The 12,392-nt window shown below is 75.4% G+C and carries 13 protein-coding genes; 7 read left to right on the forward strand and 6 right to left on the reverse strand.

All coding sequences use genetic code 11. The annotated features are described in order from the left end of the window. Positions 1-81 precede the first annotated feature (81 nt). From ACIOSR_RS05380 to ACIOSR_RS05395, 4 genes are read right to left on the reverse strand one after another with little or no spacing between them, the layout of a single operon-like run. Positions 82-918, reverse strand: a complete 837-nt coding sequence (locus ACIOSR_RS05380; protein WP_402752017.1) for a glycosyltransferase family 2 protein — start codon at positions 916-918, stop codon at positions 82-84. Next, positions 915-2,063: a glycosyltransferase gene (locus ACIOSR_RS05385; protein WP_402752018.1), complete on the reverse strand. Its 1,149-nt coding sequence runs from the start codon at positions 2,061-2,063 to the stop codon at positions 915-917. The genes ACIOSR_RS05380 and ACIOSR_RS05385 overlap by 4 nt, the downstream gene beginning before the upstream one ends. Continuing rightward, positions 2,060-3,307, reverse strand: a complete 1,248-nt coding sequence (locus tag ACIOSR_RS05390) for a glycosyltransferase (RefSeq protein ID WP_173151560.1) — start codon at positions 3,305-3,307, stop codon at positions 2,060-2,062. The genes ACIOSR_RS05385 and ACIOSR_RS05390 overlap by 4 nt, the downstream gene beginning before the upstream one ends. Further along, a complete protein-coding gene (locus tag ACIOSR_RS05395; protein ID WP_402752019.1) occupies positions 3,304-4,521 on the reverse strand; it encodes a glycosyltransferase in 1,218 nt (405 codons plus the stop codon). The genes ACIOSR_RS05390 and ACIOSR_RS05395 overlap by 4 nt, the downstream gene beginning before the upstream one ends. 208 nt (positions 4,522-4,729) lie before the next feature. On the opposite strand from ACIOSR_RS05395, the gene ACIOSR_RS05400 reads away from it, so the two are divergent. Genes ACIOSR_RS05400 through ACIOSR_RS05410 form a run of 3 tightly spaced genes read left to right on the forward strand, consistent with a single transcriptional unit; the run spans position 4,730 to position 8,480 of the window. Continuing rightward, positions 4,730-5,677, forward strand: coding sequence for a WcbI family polysaccharide biosynthesis putative acetyltransferase (locus ACIOSR_RS05400; protein WP_402752020.1), 948 nt, complete (start codon positions 4,730-4,732; stop codon positions 5,675-5,677). After that, positions 5,674-6,912, forward strand: coding sequence for a hypothetical protein (locus tag ACIOSR_RS05405; RefSeq protein ID WP_402752021.1), 1,239 nt, complete (start codon positions 5,674-5,676; stop codon positions 6,910-6,912). Before ACIOSR_RS05400 ends, ACIOSR_RS05405 begins: the two co-directional genes overlap by 4 nt. Next, positions 6,909-8,480 carry a glycosyltransferase family 2 protein gene (locus ACIOSR_RS05410; RefSeq protein WP_402752022.1) on the forward strand — a complete coding sequence of 524 codons (1,572 nt, stop codon included), beginning with the start codon at positions 6,909-6,911 and terminating at the stop codon, positions 8,478-8,480. Before ACIOSR_RS05405 ends, ACIOSR_RS05410 begins: the two co-directional genes overlap by 4 nt. A gap of 100 nt (positions 8,481-8,580) precedes the next feature. On the opposite strand, the gene ACIOSR_RS05415 is transcribed toward ACIOSR_RS05410, so the two are convergent. Continuing rightward, positions 8,581-9,168 carry an acetyltransferase gene (locus tag ACIOSR_RS05415; RefSeq protein ID WP_402752023.1) on the reverse strand — a complete coding sequence of 196 codons (588 nt, stop codon included), beginning with the start codon at positions 9,166-9,168 and terminating at the stop codon, positions 8,581-8,583. A gap of 73 nt (positions 9,169-9,241) precedes the next feature. Between ACIOSR_RS05415 and ACIOSR_RS05420 the strand changes: the two genes are divergently transcribed. The 4 genes from ACIOSR_RS05420 to ACIOSR_RS05435 are packed head-to-tail and all read left to right on the forward strand — an operon-like array spanning position 9,242 to position 11,286. Next, the gene (locus ACIOSR_RS05420; RefSeq protein WP_402752024.1) at positions 9,242-9,853 is read left to right on the forward strand and encodes a DUF805 domain-containing protein; all 612 of its coding nucleotides are present in this window, start codon (positions 9,242-9,244) and stop codon (positions 9,851-9,853) included. Between the two features lie 58 nt (positions 9,854-9,911). Further along, on the forward strand, positions 9,912-10,508 hold the full coding sequence (locus tag ACIOSR_RS05425) for a hypothetical protein (protein WP_123570621.1): 597 nt from the start codon (positions 9,912-9,914) through the stop codon (positions 10,506-10,508). After that, positions 10,505-10,780 carry a hypothetical protein gene (locus ACIOSR_RS05430; RefSeq protein ID WP_402752025.1) on the forward strand — a complete coding sequence of 92 codons (276 nt, stop codon included), beginning with the start codon at positions 10,505-10,507 and terminating at the stop codon, positions 10,778-10,780. The genes ACIOSR_RS05425 and ACIOSR_RS05430 overlap by 4 nt, the downstream gene beginning before the upstream one ends. After that, positions 10,759-11,286, forward strand: a complete 528-nt coding sequence (locus tag ACIOSR_RS05435) for a GNAT family N-acetyltransferase (protein WP_402752026.1) — start codon at positions 10,759-10,761, stop codon at positions 11,284-11,286. The genes ACIOSR_RS05430 and ACIOSR_RS05435 overlap by 22 nt, the downstream gene beginning before the upstream one ends. Before the next feature lie 456 nt (positions 11,287-11,742). Here the strand turns inward: ACIOSR_RS05435 and ACIOSR_RS05440 are convergent, their stop codons facing one another. After that, the gene (locus ACIOSR_RS05440; protein ID WP_402752027.1) at positions 11,743-12,372 is read right to left on the reverse strand and encodes a maleylpyruvate isomerase N-terminal domain-containing protein; all 630 of its coding nucleotides are present in this window, start codon (positions 12,370-12,372) and stop codon (positions 11,743-11,745) included. Positions 12,373-12,392: the final 20 nt, after the last annotated feature.

The following is a 12,392-nucleotide window of genomic DNA, read 5'->3' on the forward strand; positions in this document are numbered from 1 at the left end:
AGTCGGCGGTGCGATCCCGGCGCGTCGACTCGGGGCGGGCTACTCGGCCCGGCGACCCGGGGCGGGTCAGCCCGGGGCGGGTCAGCTCGGGACGGCCGCGCCCTCGACGAGGGTCCAGCCGCCGTCGGCCGCCCGGCGCACCGCGCCGGCCCGCTCGAACGCGTCGAGCCAGCCACCCATCGGCCACTCGCCCCACCGCGCGGCGAAGAGGCCGCCGTTGCGCACGACGTCGGACAGGTGGCGCCACGGCGGTGACGACGTCGGGTGGTACTGGTGGTACGCGTGGGCGCCGCCGACCCAGACGAGCGGGACGTCGAGCGAGCGAGCGGTGAAGGCGAAGTCGGTGTCCTCGCCGCCGTAGCCCTCGTATCGCTCGTCGAAGCCGCCGAGCCGCGCCCAGGCGTCCGGCGTCACCGCGAACGACAGCGACCAGAACAGCGGATAGTCCGCGGTGCCCGCGACGAGCGTCGTCCCCGCAGGAGGCGCGGGTCGCGCCGCGTGCGGAGCGGTCGCCCCCTCGAGCCCCTCGCCGGTGCCGAGCACGAACCCCTCGGGCAGGTAGGTGACGGGTCCGCTCAGGAGAGCCCCCGGGTGGTCGAGCGCCGCCTGCTCGTAGTGGCGGAAGAGATCGGGGCCGGGGACGCAGTCGGCGTCGAGGAACACGATGAGCGTGGCGCCGTGACCGACGGCCGCGTCGGCTCCGCGGTTGCGTCCGGCGGCGAGGCGCAGGCCGTCGGGACCCGGCGGGACGTGCAGGGTCGTGACCCCGGCCAGGGCGGGCACGTCGGGAGCGGGGGTCTCGTCGAGCCAGACGACCACGTGGCCGGCGTCGGGCGCCACCTGCCGGACGAACCGTAGCTGGTTGGCGACGTGCTTCATGCGGGTGGCGGACGCGAGGGTCACCACCACGACGGTCACGAGGCGACCCCCGCGAGGTCGGTGCCGACGGCGGGGTCGGAACCGGCGGCGGGCTCGGCGCACGCGGGGCCGACGCCGTGCGTGCCCCGACCGGCCACCTCGACGACCACCGCGGCGGCGCGGGCGGCAGCCCCCTCGACCTGCCACGTCGACCAGTCGGGCCGCAGCCCCCGGGCGCGCTCGACCGCCGACGGCCACTCGTCGTCGGCGGGCCAGGACGGCGCCACGACGGCGAGACCGGCCCGGTCGAGCGCCCGGGCGGTCGTGAGCTGTTCGTCGAAGGGTCGGGTCTGCGGCACGACCACGGCACGTGCGCCGAGGGCGGCGAGGTCGGCGACGGTGTTCTGGCCGGCCCAGGTCACGATCACCTCGGCCGAGGTCATGGCCGACCACGGATCGTCGACCCAGGTGTCGAGCCCGAGGGCCGACCAGGTCGTGCCGGGCGTGGCCCGAGCCGCGCGGGCGACCGCGGCCGAGAGGTCCCCGTGGTCGCTGCCGCCGGCACCGCCCACGAAGAGGACGCTGCCGGGGACGACGGCCGACCCGCGGTCCGAGGCCCCGCGCCCGTCCTGCCGCGAGATCCCGCCGACCCAGCGCACCTTCTCGGCGACCCGGTCGAGCGCCGACGAGTCGTGCGTCCCGGCAGGCCAGGGAGCGATCACGCGCGACGCGGCGTCGTACGCGAGTCGATGGGGTTCGTCGGTGCGGTCGCCGGGTTGCGAGACCACGACGACCTCGACGCCCAGCAGCCGCACGAAGAGCGTCACCTCGACCGAGACGTCGACGACCATCGCGTCGAAGGGGCGCCCGCCGGCCGCGGCCCCGGCGATCTCCCCGGCGATGCGGCTCAGGCGGGAGGCGTGCCCGGGGTGCCCCACCGGGGCCCAGTGCAGCAGGCCGCCCACGGTCGGCGAGGCGTCGGCGGGGTGACGGACCACGCCGTCCGGGCCCGTGGTCGGGGCGTCGTCGCGCTCGAGTTCGACCCAGGTGGTGTCGTCCGGCAGGTCGACAGGGGCGCTCAGCGAGCTGAAGACGACGACGTCGGCGTCGAGGTGCGGCCGGACGGCCGAGAAGCGGGTGCGGTGCCCGGCGCCGTGGTGGTGCACGTACCAGCCGACGAGGGGGCGGGCGACCGTCGAGGTCACGCCGTCACGACCCGTCGGCCCGTGCCGGCCGGGCGCACGGCCGACAGGCCGCCGGCGAGGGACGAGGAGGCACGGTGTCGGCCACCCACGCCGGTCGCCTCCGTCGCGGCGACGGCGGACGTGCCCGGCACGCGCTCGTCCGAGGCCACGACGTCGGCGTACAGCCGCTCGAGGACGGCGGCCCGGGCTCGCAGCGAGAACCGGTCGACGGCGTCCTGCCGCACGGTGCGGCGGGCGTCGGCGTCCGTCCCGACCCGGCGCAGCAGGTCGTCGGCCGCGCGCGCCATGCCGTCGAGGTCGCCGGCGGGGACGAGGGCGGCCCCGACCGAACCCGCCACGACCTCGGGAACTCCCCCGACGGCGAACGAGACGACCGGCGTGCCGGTGACCAGCGCCTCCGCGATGACGAGGCCGAAGGGCTCCTCCCACACGGGCGTGACGAGGGCGCAGCCGCTGTGGCCGACGAGGGCCGCGAGCTCGGGCTGGCGCAGTTCGCCGACGTAGTGGGCGGTGGCTCCGAGGTGCGGGGCGACCTCGGTCTCGAAGTAGTCGACGTCGCCGATGCGGCCGGCGATCACGAGGCGGCGCCCGGCGCGACGGGCGACCTCGAGGGCGAGGTGCAGCCCCTTCTCGGGGACGATGCGTCCCGACCAGACGAGGTCGTCGCCCCCCGGTCCGAAGCCCCAGCGCTCGGTGTCGACGCCGTTCGGCAGGACGCTCGCCTCGACGCCCTCCCTCGCCCAGGCGGCGGCGGTGTGGCCGCTGACGGCGACGAAGCGGCTGCGCGGCCCGGTGGACGAGCGGTGCGCGGCGAGCATGGCGGGCAGGGTCGGCGTGTGCAGGGTGCTGACCATCGGCACGCCGATGCGGTCGGCCCGGGCGAGCGGGGCGCCGTGCAGGCTGTGGTTGTCGACGAGGTCGTAGTCGTCGGCGTGGTCGGCGACGAACTGCAGGGCGCGTTCGAGCGCCGGCAGCGCGCGCTCGAGGTAGCCGACGGGGTAGGTCGTGTCGGTCGCCTCGGCCGGGTCGTCGAAGACCACGGCGGGCAGGACGAACTCGGGCGGGCTCTGGTCGAGGTGGTCGGATCCCTCGGTGGCGATCAGCGAGACGCGGTGGCCGCGCTCGCGCAGGGTGCGCACCTGGTGGTGGACCGACGACTCGAGGCCGCCGGCGAACGGCTCGCGGATCGGGTAGCGCAGGGGCGCCACGACGACGATGCGCAGGGGCCGGGAGGCGCGGGTCACGCCGTCACCGCCGCGACCGCCGCGAGGGCGCGCTCGTACACCGCGAGGTGCGCGGCGGCCACGTCGTGGCGTTGTCGTCGCCGCACGGACCGACGCTGCCGCTGCAGGGCGGCGCGGTGCGGGGTGCCGCGGCGCGAGGCCGGCACCCGGGCCGGGGCGTCGTGTGCGTCGGCGGTCTCGTCGACGGCCTGCGGGCTGACCAGGGCGATGACGGCCGCGGCCAGCGACGCGGGGTCGTCGAGGTCGAAGGAGGCGGTGGTCCCACGGTCGGGGTGCTGCGCCGCGGCGTGGCCGACGCGGGGCGCGGCGACCGGGACGGCGAGGTCCCAGCACAGCTCGACCCAGCCCGAGTGCGTGCCGTGGCGGTACGGCAGCACCGAGACGTCCAGGTCGGCGAGCGACCGCTCGAGCCGGGCGTCGGTCAGGCGCGGGTGCTCGGCGAGGGACGCCGACGGGCCGGCGGCCCGGACGAGCTCGCGGATGCGCTCGGCCTGCTCGGGGTCGCGCACGCGCTCGTTCAGGTCGACCCGCGCCTCCACGGCGGCACCGGTGGCGCGCAGGGCGTCGACCGCCGCGAGCAGGGTGCGGACGGTCTCGACGCCCGCGACGTTGGGGCGCAGGTCGCGGAGGTGGACCCCGACGACGACCGTGTCACCAGGTGTGCCGACCGGCAGCTCGACCTCGGGGTCGACGATGGCCGGATGCGCGATGACGGTCGGGCGACGACCCCACCGGGCCTCGACCTCGTCGGCGGCCGCGTCGGTGAGGGTGATCAACTCGTCGGCGGCCGGGATCAGCACGTCGAGGTGCTCGACGTGGGGCGCCTGGTCGACGAGCTGCGGGTTCGTCAGGTCGTGCACCGTGTACACGAGCGGCAGGCGCAGGTCGCGCAGGGCCTCGACGACGGCGACGAGGTGGTCGGTCGGGTACGACTCGGTGCCGAAGTGCACGTGCAGCAGGTCGATCTCGTCGGCGTGGGCGCGGAGCCAGTCGGCGTCCAGCACCACCGGGGGCCACCAGCGGTCCGGCTCGGCGGGGTCGGGCAGCGGGTCGGCGAGGTGGACGACGCGGCCGGAGGCGTCGTCGGGGTCGAGCAACGAGCGGACGTACGGGTGGCCGGCCGGGACGGAGGCCACGCGGAGGGGCGCGACGACGACGGTCTCGTCGGACGCGGGGGCCGTGGTCGACGGCGACGTCGGGGCGTGATGGGTCATCGGGGCCTCCTCGGCGTGATCAGGTCGCTCGCCGTGGCGGACCGGCGCGAGGCCTGTCTCGCGGGACGACGAGCACCCGCGACGATGCGGGTGAGGTGTGCCGGGGCTGGCGGCGGGAAAGGATGACGCGACCGGGGAAGTCGCTGTTGACTCAACATAGGCCCGCGCGACCCCCTTTGTCCGTTCCGAGCGCGGGCCGGAGGGAAGCATGTCCGAACAGCGAACCGAACCCGACGGCCGCACCCGTCACTACGGCGACTTCTACGGTCTGAGCGAGCCGGAGGGCGACGGGGCGATCGCCCTCGTGGTGGGCAACTGCCAGGCCGAGTCGCTGCGGATCTTCCTCGACGGCGGGGGCCTCAGGACCGTCCGGATGCCGCCCGTGCACGAGCTCACGGCCGCCGACCTGCCGCAGCTCGGCCGGTGGCTCGGCCGGGCCGGGCTGCTGGTCTCGCAACCGGTGCGCGACGACTACCACGACCTCCCGCTCGGCACGGCCCAGCTGGCCGCGATGCTGCCCCGGGAGGCGCGGGTCGTCCGGGTGCCCGTCGTCCGGTTCGCGGGCCTCTACCCCGCGCACGTCATCGTGCGCCCGCCGAGCGACGTCTCGCTCGTGCCGCCCGTGGTCGAGTACCACGACGTCCGGCTGATCGCCGAGGCCGCCGGGCGGCCCCTCCCGGGAGGCGCCCTGACGCCCGCCGTCGTCCGGTCGGTCGCCGAGCAGTCGCTGGCCGAGCTGCGGAAGCGCGAGGTCGCCCACGACAGCGTCGTCGCGTCGGACCTGTTCGAGGTCGGCGCGGGCGACGACGGGGCCGGCACGCCGCGCTTCGACCAGATGCGCACCCTGAACCATCCCGGCAACCCGGTCTGGACGGCCCTCGCCTCGCGCGTCCGCGAGCGCCTCGGCCTGCCCGAGCACGTCGTCGACCCGGGCCGACCCGTGCTCTCGAGCGTGCACGCCCCGCGCGAGCAGGCGGTGATCGACGCCTGGGGCCTCGACGACGAGGCGACCGACCACTGGGTCGTCGGCGGTGAGCGCGTCGACGCCGACGAGGTCCGCCGGGCACACCTCGCCTGGTACGCCGAGCACCCGGACGCGGTCGAGGCCGCGCTGGCCCGGCACGCCGACACGTTCGCGTTGTGGGGTGCGGCGTGAGCGGCGGGGCGGCCGATTCCTCGACCCGCGAGGCGACCGCGCGCGACTCGGCCCGGTCGACCGCGCGGGACGGTGCGGCGGCCACGATCGACCTCGTCGAGCTGCCCGTGGTGGTCACGCACCACGATCCGCAGCACGGCGTCGCGACCTACGCGGCCCAGATCGCCGCGACGGTGGAGGCCCGCACCGGTCGGCACCTCGCCCTCGACGTCGCCGACCTGCTCGACGTGCCGGACATCGACGGGGGCGTCGATGCGGGCCCGGCCGACAGCGTCGACGTCGGCGTCCCGCGGGCCCACCTGCAGTTCACCGACCGGCTCTGGGGCCCCTCGCCGGCCGCAGCGGCCGACGTCGTCGAGCACCTGGCCGACACGACGGCGCTCACGGTCACCCTGCACGACCTGCCGCAGCCGTCGGACGGCGAGCGCAACCTGAGGAGGCGCGGTGAGGCCTACGGTCGCGTGGTGGCCGCCGCGCGAGGCGTCGTGGTCAACAGCGACCACGAGCGCTCCCTGTTGCGCGAGTGGGTCGGCTTCGACGGCCCGGTCGAGGTGATCCCCCTGCCGGTCGACCGGCACCCCCTGCCGGCGGAGCGGACCGGGCCGGCCGGGCTCCCCGGGCCCGCCGGGCCGGCCGGGCTCCCCGAGCCGGACGGCGACGTCGCGGTCATCGGCTTCTTCTACCCGGGCAAGGGGCACGCCGAGGTGGTGGCGGCCGTGGCCGGACTCGCGGCCGCGCGGCTCGACGCCGCCGGCGACCGGGGCGGCAGCGGGGCGACGCGACCGGACGCGCGGGCGACCGGCGTCGTGGCGCTCGGCCGCGCCTCCTCGGGGCACGAGGCCGAGCTGCAGCAGCTGGTCGACGAGGCGGCAGCGCTCGGCGTGCCGTTCGGCGCGACGGGCTACCTCGACGACGCGACGCTGCTCGATCGCGCCCGGCGCGCGTCGGTGCCCGTGGCGGCGCACCAGCACGTGTCGGCCTCCGGATCGATCGCGACCTGGATCGCGGCCGGGCGACGACCGCTCGTGCCCGACACGAGGTACTCGCGGGAGATGGCCGCCCTCCGGCCGGGCACGCTCACGCTCTACCCCGACGGCGGTCTGGCGGCGGCGATCGCGACCGCCCTGGCCGACCCGGCGTCGACCTGGCTCGACGACGACGCCCGGACCCTGCCCGGCCTCGACGAGGTGGCCGACGCCTACGCGGCGTGGTGGGCCGAGGGGGTGCGCTGGTGAGCCGCGACGCCGGGTCGCCGGTGTCCGACGCGACCGACACCGCGCCTCCTGCGGGTGGGCGGTTCGTCGTCGGCAACGCGTGGGACGCCCTCGACGGGGTGTGGCCCGACCTGCCGCCGCTCGTGTCGGTGGTCGTCGTGCACTACCGGCAGCAGGCCGAGCTCGACCGGACGCTGGCGGCGCTCGCGCGTCAGAGCTACCCGGCCGAACGGCTCGAGGTGATCGTCGTCGACGACGGATCGCCGACGCCACCCACCGTGCCCGAGGGGGTGCGGCTGATCGTGCAGGAGGACCTCGGGTTCCGGCTCTCGGCCGCCCGCAACGTCGGCGTCGCCGCGTCGTCGGGATCGGTGCTGTGCTTCGTCGACGCCGACACGTCACCCGAGCCGGACTACGTGCTGCGGCTGACCCGACTGCCGGCGCTCGCCCCCGAGGCGGTGACGGTCGGCCAGCGGAAGCACGCGGACTTCGCGGGGGTGCTGGGTGGTGACGGCGGGGCCGGTGACGGCGTGGCCGTGCCGGTGTCGGAGCCGGTCGAGGTGGCAGGGCCGGCCCACGAGCTGGAGCAGCCGCGCTGGTTGCAGCAGGCGTACGGCTGGTCGGCCGACCTGCTGCACGCCGACGACCGGTCGTACCGTCACCTGATCGGGGCGGTCACCTGCTGCACCCGCTGGTTCTTCGACCAGGTCGGCGGCTTCGACGAGTCGTTCACGAGCTACGGCGGCGAGGACTGGGAGTGGGCCCACCGCGCGTGGCTCGCCGGCGGCGTGTTCGCGCACGTGCCGGGCGCCGTGGCGTGGCACGACGGGCCGGACTGGGCGGGACGGGCGACGAGTGCCGGCCGCGCGTCGGCGGGGTCGGGGTCGGGGGGTTCGGCGGGGTCGGCGGCGGCGGCGGCGGTCGCTCGCGAGGACGAGGAGGCGCGGCGTCAGGTCGAGAAGAACGGCGAGACCCTGCGCCTCGCGGACCTGATCGCCGTGCGCGGCTCGCGTGGGTTCGGAGTGCGGAGTCGCGCGGTGGACGTCTGCGTCGACCTGGTCACCTCGGTCGGGACGTCGATCTCGGCCGGTGCGGCGTTCGTGGCGGTCGACAGCGTGCTGGCGGCGATGCCGGACGTGACGGTCGTGGTGCCGGACGACGTGGCCCCGGTCTTCGAGGCGGACCAGCGGGTGCGGGGCCGCTCGTCGGACGCTGCCGCCGCGGCGCTGGCCGGTGCCCGGGTGCTCGTGACGCTCGACGGGCCCGTGCGGGTGCTGCCCGCGGTGGAGGCCGGCGGCTCGGACGACGCCCGGGTGCAGGCCCTGGCCGCTGCGGTCGGCCTCGGGGACGACGTCGCGCGCGACCTGCGGACGGCGACGGACGCGGTGGGCGTCGGGTCGCTCGGCACGCTCGAGTTGGCGGACCCGTCGGGCCGCGTGCTCGTGACGATCGAGTCGCGCCGCGCCGCCCTGCGCGCCCGACGCTGGGGGGCGGGCGTCGCGTTCGTCTCGCACCGCGCCTCCGTGGACTGGCTGACGCCCGTCACGGGCGAGCCGAGCGTCGCCGCCTACCTCGGCGGCTGGGGCTGATTCCGGGGTCCGACGCACTCATTCTCGCGGCCGCGTCGAGTGGTCCCCCATCGTCCTTCGTCGACCGACGAGGGACGGTTCGGGACCACTCGACCGACGTTCAGGGGGTGGGTGCGACCAGGGTGAGCCAGCCCTCGTCGACGACGTAGCCGAGGGTGGCGTTCGCGGCGACGATGGCGGGGTTGTCGGCCGAACCTCCGGTGCGGAAGCGGAGCACGCCGGCGTCGAGGAGGGCCAGCACCGACGCGGCCTTGACCGCCGCCGCGAGGCCTCGACCGCGGTGATCGGGATGCACGACGGTGACGTCCGTCTCGGCGGTGGGACCGTCGAGGTCGACGACGGTCAGGCCGACGAGGCGACCCGTCGACGTGAGGGCACCCCAGGCCCGGCGGGTCGGTCCGGGTGTCGCCGACGACCGGTCGAAGGGCTCGTGCCGTGTGGCCACGCTGCCCGGGTAGTCGTCGAGGGTCTGCGCGTCGAGAGCGAGGACGTCGTCGACGTCGTGCGGACCGAGCTCGCGGATCGTGACGTCGGCGACCCTGCCGGACGCGAGGGCGCGGAGGCGGTCACGGTCGAGGCGGTCGCCGTCGAGCCGGGCACCGAACGACCGGGCCGCGACGGTCCACCCGGCGCGGAGGAGAGCGGCGGCCTCGGGTGAATCGTCACGGAGGACGGCCGGTGTCTGCACGGTCCGATGGTACGACGCCCCCGCTCGGTAGGGTGGTCGGGTCGCGGTGGGCGGCGCGGACGAGGGGGATCTCATGAGCGACCAGAACGACGGAGCGGACCAGCGGGGCGGGCAGCCGCAGCAGCCGCAGCAGCCGCCCTACCGGCAGCCGACGCCTCCGCCGTACGGGCAGCAGCCCGGGTACGGCCTCCCCCCACAGCCCTCGTACGGACAGCCGCCGCAGGGGTCGCCCTCCGGCCCGGGTGGTGCGGTCCCCCTCTGGGCGCCGCTGTACGGGGCGGGCCCGGTCGTCGCGGTGAAGCGGTTCTTCCTCAAGTACGCCGACTTCACGGGGCGCGCGAGCCGCAGCGAGTACTGGTGGGTGGTCCTCGCGAACACGGTCCTCTACTTCGTCCTCGGCATCGTCGGGTTCCTCGCGGGCCTCCCGGGGAGCACGACCGACTACGACGGCACCCTCGAACCCGGACCCGGTTCCATTCCCTTCGGCTTCGTCTTCGCGATCCTCTTCTTCGGGACGATCGTGCCGTTCCTCTCCCTCGGAGCGCGGCGACTCCACGACATCGACCTCAGCGGGTGGTTGCTGCTCATCAACCTCGTCCCGTACCTCGGCGGATTCGTCATCTTCATCCTGTCGCTGCTCGGCCCGAAGCCCGGCGGCGCCCGGTTCGACCGGCCCCGGGCCTGACGGCACCCCAGCCCGGGCGCGGTGACGGCGGCGGACGCGTCACGGTAGTTTCTCGACCATGAGCGCTCCCGACGCCCGCGTGCCCGACGACCGACGTGCCCTCGTCCAGCCGGAGCTGCGCCCCGGCGAGCACCTGCTCTGGTCGGGCGGCCCGGACGAGAGCGTGACCTTCGGTCGCAACGACCTGTTCCTCGTGCCGTTCAGCCTGCTGTGGTGCGGGTTCGCGATCTTCTGGGAGGTCTCCGCGCTGCGCGACGGGGCATCGTGGTTCTTCGTCGCCTTCGGTGGGGTCTTCGTGGCGATCGGCCTCTTCTTCGTGGTCGGCAGGTTCCTGCTCAAGCGGGCCCGGAAGGCGAAGACGGGCTACGCGGTCACCGACCAGAGGTCGTTCCTGGTCGTCGGGTCGACCGTCCACCAGGCGCCGGCGAAGCAGCAGAACCAGGAGGTCTCGTGGTCCCGGGACCGCACCCACGTCAGCGTCGACTGGACCGACTCGATCACGGGGAACACCCCGTTCGGCGCACGGCAGCGCGGCCTGACCAACACGGGTCTCGACGGGGTCATGGCCCCGCTGCCGATGACCTTCGTGGACGTGCGCGACGGCGAGGCGCTGCTGCGCGCGCTCGACGAGGCCGGGCGTCCGGAGGCGCGGTGAGGGCCGTCCGCGGATTGCTCCGTCGACGAGAGGCGGACGTCGACGAACCCCGCCGCAGTCAGGCCTGGCGTGACCTCGTCGACCGGGTGCTCGTCGAGTTCGACGCACTCGACCCCTGCGGACTGGAGCCCGGCACGGAGGACGGCGCCCCGTGGAACGAGTACGAACCCGACGCCGTCCCGATGACGACGGCGACGGCGACGGCGACGACGACGGCATCGGGCCGCGTCTCCGGCGGTACCGTGAACCCGTGTCCTCCCACCTCCGCCTGATCGAGCCGCGAGACGCCCCCGAGTTGGCCCGGGCGTTGACGCGCAACCGTGAATTCCTGGCGCCCTGGGACCCCGTGCGCGGTGACGCCTACTTCACGCCCGAGGGGCAGCTGTCGGTGATCTCGTCGCTGCTGGCGCAACGATCCCGGGGTGAGGCGCAGCCGTTCGTCATCGTCGACGAGGGTGCCGTGGTGGGCCGGCTGACCCTCAGCGGGATCGCCCGTGGCCCCTTCCGGTCCTGTGACCTGGGCTACTGGCTGTCGGAGGACCGCAACGGGCGCGGCATCATGACCTCGGCCGTCGGCGAGGCCGTCGACTGGGCGTTCGGCGACGCCGGCCTCCACCGTGTCCAGGCGGGGACGCTCCGTCACAACGTCGCCTCACAGCGGGTCCTGCAGAAGGCGGGTTTCGAGCAGTACGGCATCGCACCGTCCTACCTCGAGATCGCGGGCCGCTGGCAGGACCACGTCCTCTTCCAGCGGGTCGACGACTCGACGGCGACGTGATCCGTCCACGACAGGCTCGGCCGTTCCCTTGAAGGGTGTGACCCCGCCATCCGTTCCATCCGGACACCCGCCGCGACACCGGCCCGGAACTGCCGACACCGACACCGGCAGCGCCCCCCGTCGGCAACTCCTGGCTCCCGTCGCGGTAGCTCTCCTCCCCCGGTGGTCCCGGTACTCCGTCGCAGCACCGGCCCGGAGTTGCCGACACCGAGACCGGTGGCGAACTCGGTGTCCACTCCGACCCAGACGCCCGCCTGCCCACCCCCTCGCCAGCAGCACGCGTCGCATCCCAGGGCGGCAAATCCTGACTCCTGTCGCGGCCGTGCCCATCCCCCGCGGATCCCGCCACCCAGCCACAGCACCAGCCCGGACTTGCCGACACCGACACCGACACCGAAGTCGAACCCGGACCCGCGAGGGCCCGCTCCGTCGTCCGACAGCGGACCGGTAGCCCCGTCAGAGCACCGTGTACCCGGCGGCGAGCGCCGAGCGACCCGTCAGGGCCGTCAGGAGGCGCGGCGCGTCAGCCCACGGAGCATCGGCCACGAGGGCCCCGAGTACCACCAGCGCCTGACGACCCGCGACCTCGGGCGCCTGCCCGTCGAGCCCGGCGGCCGCCCTGAGGTCGCCCGTGTGCACCACGAGCTCGACGACGCGCGTCGGGAGGTACGCCTCGAGCCGCCATTCGCCGACCGGCGTCTCCACCCGCGCGTCCGCGGTCCGTGCGGCCACCACGCCGGTCACCCGTCGCACGACGGCGTCGACGCTCTCGGGCAGGTGGGCGCCGAGGTCCCGTCCTGCCTGCCGCCCCCGCTCGGCGACCTCGTCCGAAACGGCACGGCCGCACCGGACCGCCCGGTAGTAGTCGACGGTCCGGTGGCCGGAATCCGACGACCCGGGCCGCAGGTACTGCTCGACCGTGAGCAGGGCCCGCGACGTGTGGCCGACGAGGTCGCGGTGGTTCCACTCGCCGAGGGCCGGGGCGTCCCAGAGGCCCGGCGGCCGGTCCAGCTCGTGCACCGTCTCGGCGAACCATCGCGCCGCCGCCCCGAACGCGTCGCGGACCGTCGCGAAGCTCTCGCCCATGGGGTGAGCCTAGATCCGGC

The sequence above is a fragment of the Frigoribacterium sp. NPDC087798 genome, assembly GCF_044742985.1.
GTDB lineage: Bacteria > Actinomycetota > Actinomycetes > Actinomycetales > Microbacteriaceae > Frigoribacterium.

Excerpts from the sequence above, each read along its gene's own strand:
- ACIOSR_RS05420 (WP_402752024.1), top strand. The coding sequence starts at position 9,242 with ATGAGCGACCAGAACGACGGAGCGGACCAGCGGGGCGGGCAGCCGCAG.
- ACIOSR_RS05425 (WP_123570621.1), top strand. The coding sequence starts at position 9,912 with ATGAGCGCTCCCGACGCCCGCGTGCCCGACGACCGACGTGCCCTCGTC.
- ACIOSR_RS05400 (WP_402752020.1), top strand. The coding sequence starts at position 4,730 with ATGTCCGAACAGCGAACCGAACCCGACGGCCGCACCCGTCACTACGGC.
- ACIOSR_RS05395 (WP_402752019.1), bottom strand. The coding sequence starts at position 4,521 with ATGACCCATCACGCCCCGACGTCGCCGTCGACCACGGCCCCCGCGTCC.
- ACIOSR_RS05440 (WP_402752027.1), bottom strand. The coding sequence starts at position 12,372 with ATGGGCGAGAGCTTCGCGACGGTCCGCGACGCGTTCGGGGCGGCGGCG.